The 19,020-nt window shown below is 65.5% G+C and carries 16 protein-coding genes; 8 read left to right on the forward strand and 8 right to left on the reverse strand.

All coding sequences use genetic code 11. The features are described from left to right. Positions 1 to 7 precede the first annotated feature (7 nt). The gene (locus ACP7BZ_RS07365; RefSeq protein ID WP_426111555.1) at positions 8 to 391 is read left to right on the forward strand and encodes a nuclear transport factor 2 family protein; all 384 of its coding nucleotides are present in this window, start codon (positions 8 to 10) and stop codon (positions 389 to 391) included. Positions 392 to 421: 30 nt separating this feature from the next. Here ACP7BZ_RS07365 and ACP7BZ_RS07370 read toward each other — a convergent pair whose 3' ends face one another. Together ACP7BZ_RS07370 and ACP7BZ_RS07375 are read right to left on the reverse strand one after the other, a co-directional pair. Beyond that, entirely contained in the window at positions 422 to 1,042 is a 621-nt protein-coding gene (locus ACP7BZ_RS07370) for a 3'-5' exonuclease (protein ID WP_426111557.1), read from the reverse strand. Positions 1,043 to 1,077: 35 nt separating this feature from the next. Next, positions 1,078 to 1,578 carry a ProQ/FINO family protein gene (locus ACP7BZ_RS07375; protein WP_426111690.1) on the reverse strand — a complete coding sequence of 167 codons (501 nt, stop codon included), beginning with the start codon at positions 1,576 to 1,578 and terminating at the stop codon, positions 1,078 to 1,080. Positions 1,579 to 2,227: 649 nt separating this feature from the next. Between ACP7BZ_RS07375 and rpoD the strand changes: the two genes are divergently transcribed. After that, on the forward strand, positions 2,228 to 4,828 hold the full coding sequence (rpoD, locus tag ACP7BZ_RS07380; RefSeq protein ID WP_426111559.1) for an RNA polymerase sigma factor RpoD: 2,601 nt from the start codon (positions 2,228 to 2,230) through the stop codon (positions 4,826 to 4,828). 200 nt (positions 4,829 to 5,028) lie between these two features. After that, positions 5,029 to 5,937, forward strand: coding sequence for an alpha/beta fold hydrolase (locus ACP7BZ_RS07385; RefSeq protein WP_426111561.1), 909 nt, complete (start codon positions 5,029 to 5,031; stop codon positions 5,935 to 5,937). A 68-nt stretch (positions 5,938 to 6,005) separates the two neighbouring features. Here the strand turns inward: ACP7BZ_RS07385 and ACP7BZ_RS07390 are convergent, their stop codons facing one another. The 3 genes from ACP7BZ_RS07390 to ppc form a co-directional block, all read right to left on the reverse strand. Continuing rightward, positions 6,006 to 6,482, reverse strand: coding sequence for an RcnB family protein (locus ACP7BZ_RS07390; RefSeq protein ID WP_426111563.1), 477 nt, complete (start codon positions 6,480 to 6,482; stop codon positions 6,006 to 6,008). Between the two features lie 208 nt (positions 6,483 to 6,690). After that, positions 6,691 to 8,088 (reverse strand): diguanylate cyclase domain-containing protein, encoded by a 1,398-nt coding sequence (locus ACP7BZ_RS07395; protein ID WP_426111565.1) that lies wholly within the window; start codon positions 8,086 to 8,088, stop codon positions 6,691 to 6,693. Positions 8,089 to 8,235: 147 nt separating this feature from the next. Continuing rightward, a complete protein-coding gene (gene ppc, locus ACP7BZ_RS07400) occupies positions 8,236 to 11,076 on the reverse strand; it encodes a phosphoenolpyruvate carboxylase (protein WP_426111567.1) in 2,841 nt (946 codons plus the stop codon). Positions 11,077 to 11,208: 132 nt separating this feature from the next. Between ppc and hemC the strand changes: the two genes are divergently transcribed. From hemC to ppa, 5 genes are all read left to right on the forward strand, one after another. Beyond that, positions 11,209 to 12,249 (forward strand): hydroxymethylbilane synthase, encoded by a 1,041-nt coding sequence (hemC, locus tag ACP7BZ_RS07405; RefSeq protein WP_426111569.1) that lies wholly within the window; start codon positions 11,209 to 11,211, stop codon positions 12,247 to 12,249. Next, positions 12,224 to 13,045: a uroporphyrinogen-III synthase gene (locus ACP7BZ_RS07410; protein WP_426111571.1), complete on the forward strand. Its 822-nt coding sequence runs from the start codon at positions 12,224 to 12,226 to the stop codon at positions 13,043 to 13,045. Before hemC ends, ACP7BZ_RS07410 begins: the two co-directional genes overlap by 26 nt. Further along, a complete protein-coding gene (locus tag ACP7BZ_RS07415; RefSeq protein ID WP_426111573.1) occupies positions 13,042 to 14,154 on the forward strand; it encodes a uroporphyrinogen-III C-methyltransferase in 1,113 nt (370 codons plus the stop codon). The genes ACP7BZ_RS07410 and ACP7BZ_RS07415 overlap by 4 nt, the downstream gene beginning before the upstream one ends. A 33-nt stretch (positions 14,155 to 14,187) precedes the next feature. Further along, positions 14,188 to 15,354, forward strand: coding sequence for a heme biosynthesis protein HemY (locus tag ACP7BZ_RS07420; protein WP_426111692.1), 1,167 nt, complete (start codon positions 14,188 to 14,190; stop codon positions 15,352 to 15,354). Positions 15,355 to 15,426: 72 nt separating this feature from the next. Then, positions 15,427 to 15,960 carry an inorganic diphosphatase gene (ppa, locus tag ACP7BZ_RS07425; protein ID WP_426111575.1) on the forward strand — a complete coding sequence of 178 codons (534 nt, stop codon included), beginning with the start codon at positions 15,427 to 15,429 and terminating at the stop codon, positions 15,958 to 15,960. 81 nt (positions 15,961 to 16,041) lie between these two features. Here ppa and ACP7BZ_RS07430 read toward each other — a convergent pair whose 3' ends face one another. The 3 genes from ACP7BZ_RS07430 to ACP7BZ_RS07440 form a co-directional block, all read right to left on the reverse strand. Next, on the reverse strand, positions 16,042 to 17,463 hold the full coding sequence (locus ACP7BZ_RS07430; protein WP_426111577.1) for a PA domain-containing protein: 1,422 nt from the start codon (positions 17,461 to 17,463) through the stop codon (positions 16,042 to 16,044). Next, positions 17,450 to 17,848, reverse strand: coding sequence for a post-PEP-CTERM-1 domain-containing protein (locus tag ACP7BZ_RS07435; protein WP_426111579.1), 399 nt, complete (start codon positions 17,846 to 17,848; stop codon positions 17,450 to 17,452). The genes ACP7BZ_RS07430 and ACP7BZ_RS07435 overlap by 14 nt, the downstream gene beginning before the upstream one ends. 95 nt (positions 17,849 to 17,943) lie before the next feature. Beyond that, positions 17,944 to 19,020: a branched-chain amino acid ABC transporter permease gene (locus tag ACP7BZ_RS07440; RefSeq protein WP_426111581.1), complete on the reverse strand. Its 1,077-nt coding sequence runs from the start codon at positions 19,018 to 19,020 to the stop codon at positions 17,944 to 17,946.

Here is a 19,020-nt window from a genome sequence, read left to right on the forward strand (position 1 = left end):
AGCGACCATGACCGACACCGAGCGCCAGCAGCTGATCGAAACCTATATTGCCGCCTACAACGCCGTCGATATCGCTGGCATGACGGCTGTGCTCAGCCCTGCGGTGCGCTTCGATAACTATGAAGAGGGTGTCAAAACACACGAAACGGCCGGCGTCGACGCCTTTCGCACCCTGGCGCAGTCATCGGCTGCCATGTTCGCCACGCGCCAACAAACCATTGTCGCGCTTGAATTCGATCCCGACCAGGTGATTGCCACCATCGCCTTCGCCGGCACGCTGGCGGTGGACATCCCGGACGGCCCCAGGGCGGGCGCCGAGGTTGCCATGCAGGGCAGCTCGATCTTCACCTTCGACCAGCAGCGCATCGCCAGCATCGTCGACCGTTCTTGAACACCTGGTGCTGCTGACCAGCGCGGTCGCTCAGTGCTGCTTGAGCGCCTGCCAGTGGCGGTACAGTTTGAGGGCCACGTGGGCGTCGTCGGCCGCATATAAAATCTGCTTGTCCGACAGGCGCGCCATGGCCCAGTTGGTGGTGGTGATTTTTTTCGACTTTTGCAGGGTCTGACCAAAAAAGCGTGCCACTGCCGTCTTCGCACCGAGCGAGTTGCGTTCATTCTTTTGCTTCATTGCCGTGGCCAGGTCGACCACGTGCGCGGTGTTGATGCCCAGCTTGGCGCGCAGGCGCTTGATATCGTCAGCCAGACCAAAGCCGACCTTCAGAATGGCCGGCGACTCGAGCACGCTGCGCAGCACGTGCAAAATGGCCTCGGCCGGCGGCTGGGCGCCGATCTGGAACAGCCACGCGGTGCTGTCGGTGGCCAGTTGCACCAGGTGCGGTCCGGTCGACACCTCGCCTTTCAGAAAGGTCGGCTTCGATTCGGTATCAAAACCGATTACGTCCATGGCGTGCAACGCCGCCAGCGCGGCGGCGGCATCCGTCTCGGAGCGCACCAGGCGCACGTCGGCCATGGCGATGCCCTCGTACGGGGGCAGCGCAGGCGCGAGCGTGGCGGGCAGAGGTGACGCTGCGCCGCTGTCCATCAAGGGCGCTGACTCAGTACGGCAGGCACCATCGCTCAGTGGCGCGCGAATTTGGACGCCAGCAATTGCAGCTTTTCCTGGCGCGCACGGTCCGCTTCAGCGGCCTTGGCGGCATCGGCTTCGGCTTTCTTGCGGTCGGCTTCTTTTTTGAAGCGCAGTTGCAAGGTTTCCTTGGCATGCAAACGGTGGGTATCGGTGACGGCGGCCCCGGCGGTGCCATCGAGGTCGTAGCGCACGCTGGCTTTTTCCATGGTGCGCAGATAGCGCAGCGAGCCCGTGTGAATGCCGAGGGCGGCGCGCATGGTCTTGCGGTCGAGTTCAGGCATTTTTGCCAGCAACTGCTTGTCGATGCCGATCGACAGGGGCAGGCACTTGCCAAAGGTAGGGAACTGTTGCTGCAACTGCTTGAGCAGCGAGCGTGCGCTCGGTGCGCCAGCGACGCTGGCAGGAGCGGTGGCAGAGGCGGTGGCAGGAGCGGCAGCAGGTTCGGTGGATGAGTCCGTTTCAGGCTGGACCGGCGCGTTGGCGTCGGACACGGTGGCGGCCGATTCGGTTGATTCGGCGGCGGGTGCTGCGGGTACGACGACGGCGGGGGCCGGAGTGTCGCCAGGGGTCTCGACGACAGGGCTAGTTGTATTCATTGACTTCATAGTAAGAGCTGGAGACGAGAGGATACCATGTGGACTTTGCCAAGTGCGGCGACAAATTGAATCGTGTTGTTTTGCTATGCCGGGCACCGCCGCACCGGCGCCCTTGCGCGAAATCGTGTATGATCCGCCCCTTGCTCTACGCGCGGCTTGCGTTGGCGCAAACGAGTCAGGAAGGATAGTTGCTAGGAAGTATGCGTTATTGTGATATCAATCATTCGATTTTTCAATTATACGGCGCATTCTTCGCGGGGCATCATGTGCCCGTCTCCTCTATTTTCCCTGGACAATAGATTCAAGCCCGGTTTTTACGATCGGGCTTTTTTTCTTTTCTGCTTCGATATTGTATCCGCGTCATTGACCAAGCCACCGTTTTGCTGCCGAGCCATTGTGTGATGCTTGCCATCGCGCTTGACAATCGGCCCGTAGCCCCCACTTAGGGACTATCCCGGAACTACCCCCGCCATCGGGCCCGCCGCACAGGGTCTGGGTGGATTTTTGACTTCGCTGGCGCGCCCCGCCCGCGACTGGAGAGTATATGACCAAAAGCACCGCCAAGACACTGACTTTGACCGCCACGAAGGCAGCACCGCGTAAAGCCGCGCCGCTGGCGGTGCCGAAGACGGCCACCTCCTACTTCATCGAAGGCGACGACAGCGCCCCCAAGGTCAGCGTCGTCAAGACCCGCTCGCGCCTGGCCGCCATCAATGCCGCCGCCGAAGCGCGCGTCGAGGATGTGCAGGCAGTGACGGCGACGGTTGCGCTCGATGCGGCTGCAACGGCCACTGCAGCCGATGGCGACGCCGCCGCGCTGGCAGCGCCCGTGGTCACCACGGTGGTGCGCAAAAAAGTGTCGAAACTGGCGGCCATGAAGCAGACCGAGCCGGCCGCGCCGGTCACTGAAGTCGCTGCCGCTGTCGAGCCGGCGCCCGCCGCCGCCAAGGTGGTCAAGCCGCGCGTGGCGCGCAAGGTCGTCGAAGCCGAGCCGACCGTCATCCAGACCGCCGGCCAGTCGGTCAGCCAGGTCACCGATGCGGCCACGCTGGCGCAGATCGATACCTCGGGCTACCTGCTGCCATCGGTCAAGGTGCCGGGACGACGCGGTCGCAAGCCGAGCGAATTCACGCCGGAAAACGACGAAGTGGCGGCCCTCAACGCGGTCGAGCGCGCTGAACTCAAGGCAGTGTCGAAAGCAAAAGAGCGCAAGGCCAAGGGCGGTCTGTCAGGGGTGCTGGCGGGCGACTCGAAGACCTCGGAAGCCGATATGGAACGGCGCCGCAACCAGATCAAGAACCTGATCAACATGGGCAAGGAGCGCGGCTTTCTGACCCACGCCGAGATCAACGATCAGCTGCCGGAAAACATCATCGATCCGGAAGCGATCGAAGGCATCATCGCCACCTTCAACGACATGGGCATCGCCGTCTACGAGCGCGCCCCTGACGCTGACATGATGCTGTTGACCGACAACGTGCCGACCGCCACCAGCGACGACGAAGTCGAAGCGGCTGCCGCCACCGCGCTGTCGACGGTCGATTCCGATTTCGGCCGCACCACCGACCCGGTCCGTATGTATATGCGCGAAATGGGCGCGGTGGCGCTGCTCACCCGCGAAGGCGAGATCGAAATCGCCAAGCGGATCGAGGGCGGCCTGAAAGACATGGTGCAAGCCATTTCTGCCTGCCCCACCACGATCGCTGAAATCATCGCGCTGTCGCACAAGATCGAGCGCGACGAAATCAAGGTCGATGAAGTGGTCGACGGTTTTGTCGATCTGAACGAATCGTCGACGCCGGCGCCGGCCGCGCCGCACAAGCCGGCGGTGGCTGCCGCTGACGGCGACGACGACGACGAGGAAGAAGAAGAAGTCGACGAAGATGGCGATGCCAATGGCGGCGCAGCCGGCTTTTCGACCGAACAGCTGTTGCAGCTGCGCCGTGGCGCGCTCGACAAATTCCTGGTGATCGAAGCGCAGTTCGAAAAGATGGCCAAGGCGTTTGAAAAAGAGGGCTATGGCTCGAAAGCCTACGTCAAGGCGCAGGAAGTGATCTCCAACGAACTGCTCGGCATCCGCTTCACCGCGAAAGTGGTGGAAAAGCTGTGCGACACCCTGCGCGGCCAGATGGATGAAGTGCGCCACATCGAAAAAGCGGTGCTGGAAATTTGCGTCTCGCGCTGCGGCATGCCGCGCGCACACTTCATCAAGGTGTTCCCCGGCAACGAAACGAATCTGGCCTGGGTCGAGGCGGAAGTCGGTGCCGGCTACCCGTATAGCGCCGTGCTGGGCCGCAACGTGCCGGCCATCCAGGAACACCAAAAGCGCATGATCGCCCTGCAGGCACGGGTGGCGCTGCCGCTGGCGGACCTGCGCAAGATTAACAAGCAGATGGCTGCCGGCGAAAAGCGCGCCCGTCACGCCAAGCGCGAAATGACGGTCGCCAACTTGCGGCTGGTGATTTCGATCGCCAAGAAATACATCAACCGCGGCTTGCAATTCCTCGATCTGATCCAGGAAGGCAATATCGGCCTGTTGAAAGCGGTCGACAAGTTTGAGTACCGCCGTGGATATAAATTTTCCACCTACGCCACCTGGTGGATCCGCCAGGCCATCACCCGCTCGATCGCCGACATGGCGCGCACCATCCGCGTGCCGGTGCACATGATCGAAACGATCAACAAGATGAACCGGATTTCCCGTCAAATCATGCAGGAAACGGGCAGCGAGCCGGACCTGGCGACGCTGGCGCTGAAGATGGAAATGCCGGAAAACAAGGTGCGCGAGATTATGAAGATTGCCAAAGAGCCGATCTCCATGGAAACGCCGATGGGCGAAGATGGCGACTCGCAGCTGGGCGACTTCATCGAAGACAACGCCACGCTGGCGCCGCTCGACGCCGCTTTGCACGCGTCGATGCGCAACGTCATCAAGGAAGTGCTGGACTCGCTGACGCCGCGCGAAGCGAAGGTGCTGCGCATGCGTTACGGCGTCGAGATGTCGAACGACCACACGCTCGAAGAAGTGGGTAAACAGTTTGATGTGACGCGCGAGCGCATCCGCCAGATCGAAGCGAAAGCGATGAGCAAGCTGCGCCAGCCGTCGCGCTCGGACAAACTCAAGAGCTTTTTGCATAACGGCTGATCGCCGCCGGCTCCATTGAAAACCGCGCGCCTTGCATGAGGCGGGCGGTTTTTTTACGGCTGCCGGGGACTGGCAGCGCAAGGTACCTGTCCCATCGTCGCCTGCCTCTTGACTTCACCCGCCACCCAGACGACGATAGGCGGTGGATTAAATTTTAGTCAATGTTTGGCCTGTTGCCCCTACAACGTCCAGGAGACCCCATGACCACCCGCCGCACCGTTCTCGCTACCGCCTTGTCGCTTGCCATCGTCAGTCTGTTCGCTGGCCGCGCTATTTCCGCTTTTGCCGCCGAGGCCACCCCGGCCACCCGGATCAGTGTGACGGTCGAGGGCAGCGGCAGCGACGTCGTCCTGATTGCTGGCCTCAATTCCTCGCCGCGCGTGTGGCGCGAACTGATTGCGGCCACGCCCGGCCACCGCTATCACCTGGTGCAGGTAAGCGGTTTCGCCGGCGCCGCGGCCGGCGCCAATGTCGAGGGGCCGGTGGCGGCGCCCGTGGCGGAAGACATCGCCCGCTACATCGAGACGACCATCACAGGTAAAAAACTGCCGAAGCCGGCGCTGATCGGTCACTCGATGGGCGGCACCATCGGCCTGATGGTGGCCAGCCGCCATCCGCAGCTGGTCGAGCGGCTGATGGTGGTCGACATGGTGCCCTTCCTGGGCGCCCTGTTCGGCCCGCCCGGCACCACTGCCGCCAGCATCACCCCCACCGCCGACGGCATCCTGGCAGCGATGCGCGCAGCCGAGCCGGAAGCGCGCCGCACGCGCGCCATCGGCACCATCAATTCGATGATCAACAACGTGCCGATGCGCGCCGGTGCCATTGACGATTCGCTCACCAGCACCGCCGACGTCTCGGCGCGCGCCTACCACGAACTGGTGGTGACCGATCTGCGTCCCGAGCTGGCCGCCATCACGGCGCCGCTGACGGTGCTGTATATCGCGCCGAAAGGCTTGATGGACGGGCCGCAGGCCGATGCCGCCTACAAGGGCGCGTATGCGGGCGCCAAAACGCTGCGCTTAAAACGCATCGATGACAGCGCCCACTTCATCATGTGGGACCAGCCGGCGCAGTTCCAGGCCGAAGTGAAGCAGTTTCTGAAATAAGCAGACGTAAAAAGATAAAAAAAAGCCGCGCCATCCTGCGAGGGCGCGGCCTTGGGCAGCCAGCTAACTTAATTGGACAGCAGGATCTGCGTAATGATGCCGGTGGCGATGGCTGCCAGCACATAATCATCGCCAGCCTGCACCCAGTGCTGGCCGCGCGGTGGCGCTGACAGGCGGCGCGCGCGCCAGTCGTTGACGACGTAGCGGTTGTCGCGGTATTCCTGGCTCAGGCGCTGGCCACGGCGCATGTCGTGGCGCGGGCCGCCGCCACGCGAATCGTCGCGGCGGAAGTTGCGGGCGTCGTAGTTACGGCCGCGGTTGTCGTTGGCGCGGGCGTCGTTGCGGTTGTTGTCGTTGCGGTCGTTATCATTGCCACGGGCGCCGTGGTCGTTGCGGCTGTCGTCCTGCTGCTGGCCGCGGTCATTGCGGTCATTGCCGTGATCATTGCGCTGTGCCAGCGCGGTCCCGCTGGCGGCAAGGCTCAGGGCCAGCAGGGCGGAAGCGATGATGGTCGTTTTTTTGGTCGTTTTTTTGATCATATTCATGGTGGTTCTCCTTGGTAATGCGGTGCGGTTTGACCAGTCCATTACACCGCGCATCGCTGGACCCGGCTAGGGCGGTTCGGTAAGTAACGCTACCAAACGTTTCAGTGGAAGACGGCGCGCGGTCGCGGTCGATGGGTCAAGTATCGCCGATCGGGCTGCGCCTGTCGGTTCGCTGGCACGCTTAGTGGTCATCGCGGCGCCCTGCGCTTTACGCCTTGTCGTGTGCGCCCTGCGTGTCCTGCGCCAGCCGGCGCGCGGCGCCGCGCTGCTGCTTGGCGCGGTACATGGCGATATCGGCCCGTTCGATCAGCTGCGCCGCCCGCAGGCCATCGGCCGGATACATGGCCAGACCGATGCTGGCGCCGATTTTCAGCTCAAAAGCGCCGATGGTGAGCGGCGCGCCAAACACCTGTTCAATCTTGGCAGCGATCAGGAAGGCGTCAGCGGCGTTGTCGACCCCTTCGAGCAGCACAATGAATTCGTCGCCGCCGATGCGCCCGACCGTGTCGACGTCGCGCACGGCGCCCTGCAGGCGCTGACCCACTTCGCGCAGCAGGGTATCGCCGGCGGCGTGGCCGTGGCGGTCGTTGACCTGCTTGAATTCGTCGAGATCGAGATACAGCAGGGCGAAGCCGCCGGCGCTGCGCACCGCGCGCGCCAGCGCAGCGTCCAGACGGTCGAGAAACAGCTGGCGATTGGGCAGGCCGGTGAGGGCGTCGTGGCGCGCCATGTGCTGCAGCTGCTCCTGCATGCGCACCCGTTCGATGGCGATGCCGACCTGGCTGGCGACGAACTGCAGCAAGTCCTGTTCGACCTGGCCATACTGGCGCGCCGCCGCCGGACTCTTGACGATGATGGCGCCGATCGGGCCTTCCTTGCGCGACGTCAGCGGCACGCCCAGCCAGCACGGCGCACTGCGGCGCGCCGCCCCGTGCAGCGCCGGCGGCAGGCTCGCCAGCCGCTCGGCGTCCGGCCCCGGTGCGAGCAGCAGCGCGCGGCCGCCCTTGATGACGTGGCCGCACAGGGTGTCGGCCGCGGTCATCGATGACGCCCCCGGCGCGCCATGCTCGTCGAGGTGATAGGGCAGCAGGATCATGTCGTCGTTGCTGTCGTACAGGGCGATGGCGAAACCGGGCGCCGCCAGCAGCTCGTTGACGATGCGGTGCAGCAGCGGAAACAGGACTGGCAGGCTGCTGGCCGCGTTGGCCGCTTCGGAAATGGCATACATGGCCGCGCGCATGGCGTCGAGCCGGCGCCGCTCGGTGACGTCCCTCGCCACCGCCACCCGTAACTGATCGGCCTCGGACCAGCGCGCCGACCACATGATGTCGACGTAGCTGCCGTCCTTGCGCCGGTAGCGGTTTTCAAAATGGGGACTGGCCGCGCCGCCGACGATGTCGTTCACCCGTGCCAGCGTGCGCGCGCGGTCTTCCGGTACCACCAGGTCGATCATGCGCTGGCCGATCAGTTCCTGCGGCGTGTAGCCGAGAATCTGCTCGATGGCGGCGCTGGCGAACACAAAGCGGCCGTCGGCGTCGACAGCGCAGACGGCGTCGAGCAGCAGGTCGAAAAATGCGTCGGTGGCGGGCAGAGTGGGCGGCTTCATGCCCACCGAGTGTAGCCGGTTTTCAGGATGGTGCATGTCACCGTGGCCATTATGTGACAAATCTGGCGTCAGAAATTGCCTTTCCGGCCGTCAGGGCCTTCAGTGAGCGATGTCTCACTGAAGGCCCTGATGGCCGCGCACGGCAAATCAGCCGGTATTGCGCAGCCCCGCAGCGACCCCATTGATCGACAGGTGGATGCCCCGGTGCACGCGGTTATCGACCTGCAGCGGTCCGCCCGCCAGCGCGCGGTGGCGCTCGATCAGCTCGACCTGCAGGTGGTTGAGCGGATCGAGATAGGCGAAGCGGTTCTGGATCGAGCGCGCCAGCAGGGGATTGCCGGCCAGCCGTTCGCTGGCGCCGGTGATGCTCTGCAGGCAGGCCAGGGTGGCACCGTGTTCGGCGGCGATGCGCCCAAAAATGCGCTCGCGCAGTGCGACATCGGCCACCAGTTCGGCGTAGCGCGAGGCGATCGGCAGATCGGTCTTGGCCAGCACCATGTCCATGTTCGACAGCAGAGTGGCAAAGAACGGCCAGCGCTGGTGCATCGCTTGCAGGGTGGCGATGCGGTCGGCGCGTCCAGCCTCGCCGTCAGCCGCCAGCCAGGCGCCGATGGCCGAACCGAAGCCGTACCAGCCGGGCAGCAGCAGCCGGCACTGGCCCCACGAAAACCCCCAGGGAATCGCGCGCAGGTCTTCGATGCGGCGGGTCGACTTGCGCGAGGCGGGGCGCGAACCGAGATTGAGTTCGGCGATTTCGGTGATCGGCGTGGCGGCGAAAAAGTAATCGGTGAAGCCGGGCGTCTCGTAGACCAGGTTGCGGTAGGCGTGGTAGGCCAGATCGGACAGCTCGGCCATCACCGTTTCAAAGTGCGCCAGCTGGCTTGACTGGGCGCCGCTGCTCTGGCCCAGGCTCGCTTCCAGGGTGGCCGCCACCAGCAGCTCGAGGTTGCGGCGGCCAATTTCGGCGTTGGAAAATTTCGAGGCGATGATTTCGCCCTGCTCGGTCAGGCGGATCTGGCCATTGACGGTGCCCGGTGGCTGCGCCAGGATGGCGTCGAAACTGGGACCGCCGCCGCGGCCGACGGTGCCGCCGCGACCGTGGAACAGGCGCAGTTTGACGCCGGCATCGGCAAACACCTTGACCAGGTCGATCTCGGCCTTGTACAGCTCCCAGTTCGAGGTCAGAAAACCACCATCCTTGTTCGAGTCGGAGTAACCGAGCATGACTTCCTGCAGCTGGCCCTGGTGCGCGATGACCTGCGCCACCTGGGGCAGCGCCATCCATTCGCGCATGATGTCAGCGGCGCGCTGCAGGTCGGGGATGGTTTCGAACAGGGGAATGACCATCGCATCGAGTTCGCCGCTGGCGGTGCGCAGCATGCCCGCTTCCTTTTGCAGCAGCAGCACTTCGAGCAGGTCGGAGACAGTCTCGGTATGCGAAATGATGTAGTTGCGGATGGCCCGGCCGCCGTAGCGCTGGCCGATGTCGCGCGCCGCCCGCAGGATCGCCAGTTCGCTCTCGGTCTCGGCCGAATAGCTGGTCCAGGGCGACACCAGCAGGCGCGCTTGCGCCAGTTCTTTTTGCAGCAGCGCCACCTTGGCCGCTTCATCGAGGGCGGCGTAATCGCTTTCCTCGCCGGCGGCGGCGAACAGTTCGGTCAGCACGCGCTGGTGGACGTCGGAACTCTGGCGCATGTCGAGCGAAGCTAGGTGAAAGCCGAATATGGCGACGGCACGCAGCAGGTGCGCCAGGCGCGGGTGCACCAGGCTGGCGCCATGGTTGGCCACCAGCGAGTCGGCCAGCAGTTGCAGGTCGGCGGCAAAGTCGGCGGCGTCACCATACGGCTCGGCGTGAGCGACTTCGCGGCGCAGGATGTTGGCCGCGCCGAGTTTGCGGGCGGTGCTGGCCAGCCTGGCGTAAATGCCGATCAGCGCGCGCCGGTACGGCTCGTCGCTGCGGTGCGGCGACTGGTCGGGAGAGGCATCGGCCAGCGCCTGCAGGGCCGGGCTGACACTGACCATCAGGGTCGACACCGACAGTTCGGCGCCCAGCGCATGGACTTCTTCCAGATAAAAATCGAGGATGGTGGCCGCGTGCCTGGTCAGCGCCGCCTGCATGGTGGTGGCATCGACATTCGGATTGCCATCGCGGTCGCCGCCGATCCAGCTGCCCATCTGGATGTAGGAGGCGCTGGTGGCAGCGGCGTCGGCGCCGTAGTGGACCGTCAGGTCTTCGGCGATGTCGTCGTACAGGGCCGGCAGCTCGCGCAGGAAGGTGATGCGGTAGTAGGACAGGGCGTTGTCGATTTCATCGGCCACCGTCAGCTTGGAGTAGCGCAGCATGCGCGTCTGCCACAGGGTGGCGATGCGCGACTGCAGCAGCGCCAGGTTGGCGCGCGCCTGCTTGGGGGTGAGCGCGCCATCGCGCTCGGCCAGCAGGCGGGCGATGTCATGCTCGGCGTCGAGAATACTCTTGCGCTGCACTTCGGTGGGGTGGGCGGTGAGCACCGGGACGATCTGCGCCTGCTGAAAAAAGTGGTGGACGGTGGCGGCCGGCACTCCCGCCGCTTTCAGTTTGCCCAGCGCGAAGGCGACGCTGCCCGACTGCGGCGGCGAGCCGGCCAGCTGGTGCGCACGGCGGCGGCGGATGTGGTGCTGGTCTTCGGCGATATTGGCCAGGTGCGAAAAATACGAGAACGCCCGCACCACCGAGATGGTCTGCTCGCGCGAGAGTTTTTTCAGCAGGGTGCGCAGTTCGAGGTCGGCGTCGGCGTCATCGTCTTTGCGAAAGCGCACGGCGGTCTGGCGGATGGTTTCGACCACCTCGTAGACGTCGGCACCTTCCTGCTCGCGCAGGACGTCGCCGAGCAGGCGGCCGAGCAGGCGGATGTCTTCTTTCAGGGGGGCGTCCTTGTCGTCGGCGCTGACGCTGACGGCGCGGTTTGTCGGTTCAGGTGCTGTTGCAGCGGAGTTGAGCATGTCGGCCATTATTCAATAAGTCAATGCAGGGGCTTCTGGCCGCAGTCTGCAGGAAGAGCGCATGATAAAATTTGTGATTCCAACCATGGCCCGATAACTGGCGTTCGCCGGGGTCGGCCTACGACAGTGAAAGAATCCGTTTTGAACGCAACCGCAGTGACCGCCCACAGCCTGCCGCCCGCGCCGGCGACCCTGATCATCGCTTCCCGCGAGAGTCGTCTGGCCATGTGGCAGGCCGAGCACGTTCGCGCTCAATTGACTTTATTATATCCAAACTGCCAGATCACGATTCTCGGTATGACCACCCGCGGCGACCAGATCCTCGACCGCACCCTGTCCAAGGTCGGTGGCAAGGGTTTGTTCGTCAAGGAGCTCGAAGTGGCGATGGCCGAGCGGCGCGCCGACCTGGCCGTCCATTCGCTCAAGGATGTGCCGATGGACCTGCCGCAGGGCTTCGAGCTGGCCGCCGTGCTCGCACGCGAAGACCCGCGCGACGCCTTTGTCTCGAACAGCCACGCCAGCCTCGATGCGCTGCCGGCCGGCGCCATCGTCGGCACCTCGAGCCTGCGCCGGCAGTCGCTGATCGCTGCCCGCTATCCGCACCTGCAAGTCAAACCGCTGCGCGGCAATCTCGATACCCGCCTCGGCAAACTCGATCGCGGTGACTATGCCGCCATCATCCTGGCGGCGGCCGGCTTGATCCGCCTGGGGCTGCCGCAGCGGATCCGCGCGCTGCTTGACCCCGAACACAGCCTGCCGGCGGCGGGGCAGGGCGCCATGGCCATCGAAATTCTGGCCGGCCGCAGCGACATCGACTTGCGCGCCGTGCTGGCGCCCTTGAATCACCTGCCGACCTTCCACGCCGTCAGCGCCGAGCGCAAAGTCTCCAAGGTGTTTGGCGGCAGCTGCCAGATTCCGCTGGCGGCGTTTGCCACCGTCGATGGCGTCGCCGGTCAAATGCGCTTGCGCGCCATGGTCGCCACCCCCGATGGCGCCCGCGTCGCCCATGCCGAGGCGAGCGGCGCGGCTGACGCCCCCGATGCGCTGGGCCAGCGCGTGGCCGATCTGCTGGCCGCACAGGACGCCCACGGCATCCTGGCCGCCTGCAAGGCACAGGCCGATGCGGTCGATGCCGCCGATGCGCTGGAGGCCGCCAATGCCGCCAATGCCGCCAGGAGTTGAAGTGGCCGCGCTGGCGCCGGTGATCATCACGCGGCCGCGCGCGCAGGCGGGCGCGCTGGCGGCAGCGCTGAGCGCCTGCGGCCGCGAAGCGCTGCTGCTGCCGCTGCTGGAAATCGACCCCTTGCCCGACCGTGAGCGCGCCCTCCTGCAGGCAGCGCTGGCGCAGTTGCACGACTATGCGCTGGTGGCGTTTGTCTCGCCGAACGCCATCGATGCCGCCTTTGCCTGCCTGGCCGAACAGCAGCGCGCGTGGCCGCCGCAGGTGGCCATCGCCGTGCTGGGCGAGGGCAGTCGCCTGTGCCTGGCCGCGCATGGCGTCGACGCCGCCAGCGCCACCATCCACAGCCCGCTCGACCCGGCCCGCAGCGACTCCGAACACCTGCTCGCCGCGCTTGACGTCAAGGCGCTGGCCGGCCGCAAGGTGCTGATCGTGCGCGGCGAATCGGGCCGCGAGCTGATCGCCGACGGCATGCGCGCGGCCGGCGCCGAAGTGACCACGGTGGCCGCTTACCGCCGCCGCGTGCCGCGGCTCGATGCCGCCCTGGCGGCGCAGCTGTCGAGCCTGATCGCGCGCCCGTGCGACTGGATCATTACCAGTTCGGAAGCGCTGCGCGGCCTGTTCGACCTGCTCGAGCAACTCGATGGCGCCGCTGCTGTTGCAAAAATGCAACAGCAGCACCTGATTGTGCCGCACGAACGCATCGCCGAAACGGCCCGCCTGCTGGGCGTTCGCCACCTTACCCTGTCAGGTTCAGGCGACGCCAGCCTGCTTGCCGCGTTACAATCACAAGCATGAACGAATTGCCACCTTCTACCGACACCTCCCACCCGCCGCCACCGGCTGCGGCATCGCCCCGTTGGGCCGACCTGTTGCAGCTGCCGCTGTTCAAAGTCACCATCGTCCTGCTGCTATTGCTCGCTGCGCTGGCCTGGTCGACTCACAGCCGGCTGGGCCACCTGCGCGCCGAAATGGCCAGGAGCCTGCAAAAGAGCGAGGCCACCGGCAACGAGACGGTGGCACTGGCGCGCCAGGTGCAGGAACAGACCAAGGAACTGCAGGTCAAGGTGGCGGCGCTGGAAGGCCGCCAGAGCGAAGCGCAGAGCCAGCAGCTGGCGCTCGAAGCGCTCTACCAGGACCTGTCGAAAAACCGCGACGAATGGGCGCTGGCTGAAATCGAGCAGGTGCTCTCGACTGCCAGCCAGCAGCTGCAACTGGCCGGCAATGTGCAGGGTGCCCTGATCGCCCTGCAAAACGCCGACCGTTCGCTCTCGCGCAACGACAAGCCGCAATTCATCAGCATCCGCCGCGCCATCGCGCGCGACACCGACAAGCTCAAGGCGCTGCCCGGCATCGATGTGGCCGGTCTGGCGCTGCGCATCGATAACGTCATCACCCAGCTCGACACGCTGCCGATGCTGTCGGACAGCGAACCGGTGGCGCCTTCCGAACTGGCGCAGTCGGCGCCGCGCCGGCCGCCAGCCGCGGCCAGGGGATCGGCGCCGCCAGCGGCCGCCAGCAGTGCCATCGGTGCCCGCCTGGGCGCCCTCTGGACCGGCTGGACGGGCGAGATGTGGGATGACGTGCGCCAGCTGATCCGCGTGCGCCGGGTCGACACGCCGGAAGCGCTGATGCTCTCGCCGCGCGAAGCGTATTTCACCCGCGAGAACCTGAAACTGCGCCTGCTCAACGCGCGCCTGGCGCTGTTGTCGCGCAACGAGGCGGCCTTTCGCACCGACCTGGAAACGGTGCAGGAGGCGCTGACCAAATATTTTGACACGCGCGCGCGCAGCACCCAGGCCGCCCAGTCGATGCTGCGCCAGCTGCAGGGCAACAATCTGGCGATCGACATGCCGACCCTGGCCGACAGCCTCGACGCGGTGCGCACCTACAAAGCGAAGCCTTAAGCCATGCGTCTCTTACTCTGGTTGGTCGCGCTGATGGCGCTGGCAATTGGCATTGCCGTCACTGCCCGCTTCAATCCCGGCAACGTGGTGCTGTTTTATCCGCCGCACCGGATTGATTTGTCGCTCAATTTCGTCATCCTGCTCGAACTGCTGCTGTTCGCCATTGGCTACGCGGTGCTGCGCGCCATCGGCGCCACCGTCAGCATGCCGGCGCGGGTGGCTGCGTATCGCCACCGCAAGCGTGAGCGCGACAGCAACAAAGGCTTGCGCGAGGCCTTGAAGGCGCTGTTCGAAGGACGCTTCGGGCATGCCGAAAAAGCCGCCATGCGCGCTTGCGAGCTGGCGGAAAACGCTGGCCTGGCGGCGCTGATCGGCGCCCGCGCCGCCCACCGCATGCGCGAGCCGGCGCGGCGCGACGGCTGGCTCGCCAGCGTCAGCGCCGACGCCGCCCTCAAAACGGCGCGCCTGATGACGGTCACCGAATTGATGGTCGACGACCACAAGCCGGAAGCGGCGCTGGAAGCGGTCGCCGAATTGAACGCCAGCGGCGTGCGCCATATCTATGCGCTGCAATGGTCGATGCGCGCCCACCAGCAGGCCAAGAACTGGCCCGAGGTGCTGCGCCTGGTGCGCTCGCTCGACAAGCACAAGGCCTTGCACCCTGCGCTGTCGGCGCGCCTGCGCGAACTGGCCTACGACGCTTTGCTGGGCGACAGTAGCGATGACAGCGAAGCGATCCTGCGCATCTGGGCGATGGTGCCCACCAGCGAGCGCGTCAAACCGTATATTGCCGCGCGTGCGGCGGCGGCCCTCAGTGCGCGCGGCCTGCACGATGAAGCCCGTGCCACCGTCGAAGAAGCCTTGAACAACGACTGGGACGACCGCGTGGTGCGCGCCTACCGCGAAGCGGCGGCGGCGGCCGGCACGCCGGCGCTGCTGGCGCAGATCGAAAAATGCGAGCTGTGGCTGCGCACGCGGCCGAACGACGCCGAGCTGGCGCTGACCCTGGGCGCCCTGTGCCTGAAGCAGAAACTGTGGGGCAAGGCCCAGCGCTACCTCGAGCAGGCGCTGTCGGACGCCGCCGCGCCGGCGATGGTGCGCGAGTGCCACCTGAAACTGGCGCAGCTGCACGAAGCGCTGGGCCAGCAGGAGCAGGCCGCCTTTCATTACCGCCAGTGCGCGCTGGCCAGCCTGCTGTAGTCCGGCGGCCATCGTGCAGACGCCATCCTTTATAATCACGCCGTAAAATCTTTTGCAAACCAAGGACATGCCATGAGTCTCAACCTAGTATCCTCCGGCCGCGACGTGCCGAACGACTTCAACGTCATCATTGAAATCCCGATGAACGCCGATCCGATCAAGTACGAAGTGGACAAGGAATCGGGCGCGATCTTCGTCGACCGTTTCATGAGCACGGCCATGCACTACCCATGCAATTACGGTTACGTGCCGAACACCCTGTCCGACGATGGCGACCCGTGCGACGTGCTGGTGATCACGCCGTTCCCCCTGTTCCCCGGCGTGGTGGTGCGTTGCCGCGCCATCGGCGTACTCAAGATGACCGACGAAGCCGGCGGCGACGCCAAGGTGCTCGCCGTCCCGGTCGACAAGATCCTGCCGATCTACAGCCACTGGCAAAAACCGGAAGACATCAACGACCTGCGCCTGCAGCAGATCCAGCACTTTTTCGAGCACTATAAGGATCTCGAAAAAGGCAAGTGGGTCAAGATCGAGGGCTGGGAAGGGCCGGAGGCGGCCAAGGAAGAAATCATGAATGGCGTTGCGGCTTACAACAAACAAAAGTAAGACCCGCCTTTGTTGGGGCGAAACAGATAAAAATCCTCGGCACAGCCGAGGATTTTTTTTGACGCCCAAACAACGCAGTTTTTACCAGCCGATGTCCTTCAGTAGTTCATAGGTCAAGTCAACCGGCGCCGTCACCGTGTGCGTCAGGTCAGCGCTAATTGACGGTTCCATCAGCAGGTTGCGCCTGGCCTCGGTGGTGAAGTGCGACACCGTTGAACCGGGGGCGTATTGGCTGGGGGTGTACATGCGCACGCGGCCAACGCTGTCGGTGCCGGCCAGGCGCGTGGGGTCGATGCCGAGGCTGGCGAATACGCCCGAGTGCTGCGCTGTCCGCTGCTGCAGGGCCAGCTTGATGGCCTGGCCCGCCTGCTGCGAGATGCGGACGGCGGCGATCACGATGGCCGGGTCGCTGCCACCGAGTTCGCTGACCTCGCCGGGGGCATTATCGGCCACCACCATGGCGACGGCGCCCGCGGCCTGCAACTGCCTGGCCTTGTCGACGAAGGCGCAGCTGCCACGGTCGACCAGCGCCACCTTGCCGGCCACCGCCAGCCGGTTGGCGGCATCGAGCGCCGTGCACGCCATGCCAGTGCCGTCGCTGCTGTCGACCACCGGCATCAGCTCGGCCGCGATGGCCCTGGCCGACAACGGCGTCCCAAAGGCGGCGTCGCCCACCGCCAGCATGCCGGCAGCGGCGCCGGCATTCGGCCCGCTGATGGTCAGCTGCGACAGCGGCAGCAGCAAGCCCGGCACCGCCGCAGTGACGCCAGCGCCATTCCACGACAGCCCAGCGCCGCTGATGGCCGAGCTGCTGCGTTCGGCGTCGCTCATTTGCGCCCAGCTCTTGCCGCTGCGGTTGTCGACCAGGTAGTAGTCCCACACCGAGGGCAGCTCGTTGGCCCGCTTGCCGTTTTGATCGTTGGTGAAGGTCTGAAAGCCCAGGCCATGCGCCAGTTCGTGCAGCAGCACGGTGACCAGATCGATGCGCCCGCCCGCCTGGCCATCGATGCCCAGGTAAAAACCGTCGTTCGGCATGCAGTCGTCGAACAGTCCCAGGCGCGAGTTAAAGCGTGCCACGATGTGGGGGGCATCGGCCGCGCTCTGGTCGATCCCCGCCAGCTTGCTCGCCAGCGCTGCCGGGTACCAGGTGGCCGGCCGCGGCGCATGGGGGAAGTCGGCGTAAATGTCGGCGGCGCCGGCCGAGCCGAGGGTGGCGGTGGTGGCAGTGCAGGTGAGCGGCACGAACGACGCCGCTACCCGCAGCGGCACCGTGCTGGCCAGCGCCGCCCCCCATACCGAGGCGGCGTACTCGAAGGCGATCAGGCGCTGCTGGCCCAGCGTGGTGCCGCCATTACCGCCCACCGGCGTGGCCGGCGTCGGGTCGTTGAAACCGACCCCGGGATCGTTGCGGTTGATGATGGTGATGGTGGCCGCCGGCGCCGGCAGCGGCACGCTCAGGGCCGCTGCCAGTACGGCCACCGCCAGCTGTTCAGCGCTCCGCATGGCTGGCCTGCCGGTGCGCCGCTGCCAGCGCCGGTTCATGGTGTTCGGCGCTGTTGCCAGCGCGGTTCTCAACGCTGTCCTCAGCGCTGTGGTTGCCTTCGTTGCACACCATGCTGGTATGGCCATCGCCATCGCGCCGCAGCAGCAGGTGGACCAGCGCCGCTTCGCCCAGGTGCAGCTGGCGGCGGCCATCGCTGCGCACGCTGACCTGGCCGGGAGGCGGGCGCAGGGCCAGCGAGGTGGCGCCCAGCGTGCGCAGTTCGGCGGCAGTGGCGGCGCGCAACTGGCCGCTCTGGGCGTCGCGCACCGCCACCATGGCGTCCTGCGCCGCCGCCGTGGCAGCGGCGGCCGCCATGGCGGTGGCAAATAGTAGGGTCGGTTTCATGGCATCCTTTCGCATCTGAACAGATCGGCTCTTGCTTGAGCGACCTTAGACGGAACAGGATTGCCGGTGTTGATTTAATTCAATTGGGAAACATTTTACGGGGTGGGCTGGCCCCGTAGCCGTCCCACGATGCCGCTCGGGAAAAAATAAATCGACAACACGAACAGCACGCCCAGCCACAGCATCCAGCGGTCCGGGTGCAGTGCTTCGGCCAGCACGGAGATGCCGGCCAGGCTGCTGGCGCCCTCGGCCATCAGCGCCTTCAGGTAGTTTTGCGCGATGATGAACAGGGTCGCGCCGACCACGGCGCCATACATGGTGCCCATGCCGCCAATAACGACGATCAGCAGGATGTCGGTCATGACTTCGAAGCCGAGCATGGTTTTCGGTCCGACGTAGCGCAGCCACAGGGCCATCAGGGCGCCGGCCAGCACTGCCACCAGCGCTGCCAGGCAGTTCGCCCAGATGCGGTAGAGCATGGTGCGGTAGCCCAGCGCTTCGGCGCGAAATTCGTTTTCGCGGATCGCCTGCAGCACGCGGCCGAACGGTGAATTGACCAGTCGCAGCAGGAACAGAAACAGCAGCAGGCAGCCGAAAAACACCAGGTAATAGGTGAGCAGCTTGCCATCGATGGCGCGGCCGAACAGGACGCCGTCGATCAGGCGGAACCCCGCTTGCAACTGGGCCGGCACGCTGAAGGTCTTGCCATCTTCGCCGCCGGTGAAGTCGGACAGTTGCGAGGCCAGCACGGCGAACGAGGAGGCCACCGCCAGCGTGATCATCGAATAAAAAATGGCGCGCACGCGCAGGGCGAACAGGCCGATGATCAGCGCCAGCGCCAGCGCCAGCAGCAGCGCCGCCACCAGTCCCAGCAGGGCGCCGCTCCAGCCGGGATCGGCGCTCGACAGTCCCAGCCCGACCCCATACGCGCCGATGCCGAAGAACATGGTGTGGGCGAACGAGACGATGCCCGTGTAGCCCAGCAGCAGGTCGTAAGAGGCCACCAGCACGATGTAGATGCAGATGGTGGCGGCGGTATTGAGGGGCCGTGCACCGCTGGTGAGGAAGGGGGCGAAGGCCAGTCCCAGCACGATGGCCAGCAGGGCGGCGCCCAGCAGGCGGCTGTGCGGGCGGTCGCCCGAGAGCACATGGTTGCGCAGGAAGGTCAGCAT

This window comes from Massilia sp. PWRC2, from assembly GCF_049896725.1.
Lineage (GTDB): Bacteria > Pseudomonadota > Gammaproteobacteria > Burkholderiales > Burkholderiaceae_D > JAFCUW01.

Bases quoted from the DNA above. Each gene is read 5' to 3' on its own strand.
- ACP7BZ_RS07365 (WP_426111555.1), top strand. From the start codon at position 8: ATGACCGACACCGAGCGCCAGCAGCTGATCGAAACCTATATTGCCGCC.
- ACP7BZ_RS07370 (WP_426111557.1), bottom strand. From the start codon at position 1,042: ATGGACAGCGGCGCAGCGTCACCTCTGCCCGCCACGCTCGCGCCTGCG.
- rpoD (WP_426111559.1), top strand. From the start codon at position 2,228: ATGACCAAAAGCACCGCCAAGACACTGACTTTGACCGCCACGAAGGCA.
- ACP7BZ_RS07385 (WP_426111561.1), top strand. From the start codon at position 5,029: ATGACCACCCGCCGCACCGTTCTCGCTACCGCCTTGTCGCTTGCCATC.
- ACP7BZ_RS07390 (WP_426111563.1), bottom strand. From the start codon at position 6,482: ATGAATATGATCAAAAAAACGACCAAAAAAACGACCATCATCGCTTCC.
- ACP7BZ_RS07395 (WP_426111565.1), bottom strand. From the start codon at position 8,088: ATGAAGCCGCCCACTCTGCCCGCCACCGACGCATTTTTCGACCTGCTG.
- ppc (WP_426111567.1), bottom strand. From the start codon at position 11,076: ATGGCCGACATGCTCAACTCCGCTGCAACAGCACCTGAACCGACAAAC.
- ACP7BZ_RS07410 (WP_426111571.1), top strand. From the start codon at position 12,224: ATGCCGCCAATGCCGCCAGGAGTTGAAGTGGCCGCGCTGGCGCCGGTG.
- ACP7BZ_RS07415 (WP_426111573.1), top strand. From the start codon at position 13,042: ATGAACGAATTGCCACCTTCTACCGACACCTCCCACCCGCCGCCACCG.
- ACP7BZ_RS07420 (WP_426111692.1), top strand. From the start codon at position 14,188: ATGGCGCTGGCAATTGGCATTGCCGTCACTGCCCGCTTCAATCCCGGC.
- ppa (WP_426111575.1), top strand. From the start codon at position 15,427: ATGAGTCTCAACCTAGTATCCTCCGGCCGCGACGTGCCGAACGACTTC.
- ACP7BZ_RS07430 (WP_426111577.1), bottom strand. From the start codon at position 17,463: ATGCGGAGCGCTGAACAGCTGGCGGTGGCCGTACTGGCAGCGGCCCTG.
- ACP7BZ_RS07435 (WP_426111579.1), bottom strand. From the start codon at position 17,848: ATGAAACCGACCCTACTATTTGCCACCGCCATGGCGGCCGCCGCTGCC.
- ACP7BZ_RS07440 (WP_426111581.1), bottom strand. From the start codon at position 19,020: ATGCTGACCTTCCTGCGCAACCATGTGCTCTCGGGCGACCGCCCGCAC.